Source organism: Agrococcus sp. HG114, from assembly GCF_024723325.1.
GTDB lineage: Bacteria > Actinomycetota > Actinomycetes > Actinomycetales > Microbacteriaceae > Agrococcus.
This window is the reverse complement of the sequence record NZ_JANQCH010000326.1, coordinates 1-322: the sequence shown is the minus strand read 5'-3', so window position 1 is coordinate 322 and position 322 is coordinate 1. Positions and strand designations below refer to the sequence as shown.

1 pseudogene is annotated in these 322 nt (G+C 79.8%); it reads right to left on the bottom strand.

The features are described 5' to 3' along the window. Nucleotides 1–21: 21 nt before the first annotated feature. Nucleotides 22–322 (bottom strand): annotated as a pseudogene (locus NWP09_RS13440) (orotidine 5'-phosphate decarboxylase); the annotation flags it as partial.

Genomic DNA, 322 nt, shown 5'->3' with positions numbered 1-322 from the left:
GATCCGGGATCGCCCCGCCGCTCACGGGAGCTCTGCCCTGGCTGCCTCGATCGCGTCGGCGAGCCCCTCCGCTCCCGCGCCCAGGATGCTGCGGCTCGCGCTCGCGAGCACGAGCGCCGCGGGCGGGAACAGCCGGTGCAGGTCGCCGAGCCGCGCGCCCTGCGCGCCGAACCCGGGCGCGAGCACGGGGGTGGATGCGTCGGGCTCGATGCCGTGGACGGCGCGGTCGAGCGTCGCCCCGATCACGAGGCCGTGGCCCGCGCCGGTCGCGGCGTTCCGCGCGGCCACCTCGTCCGCGACGGCGCGCGCGACCGTGCGGCCG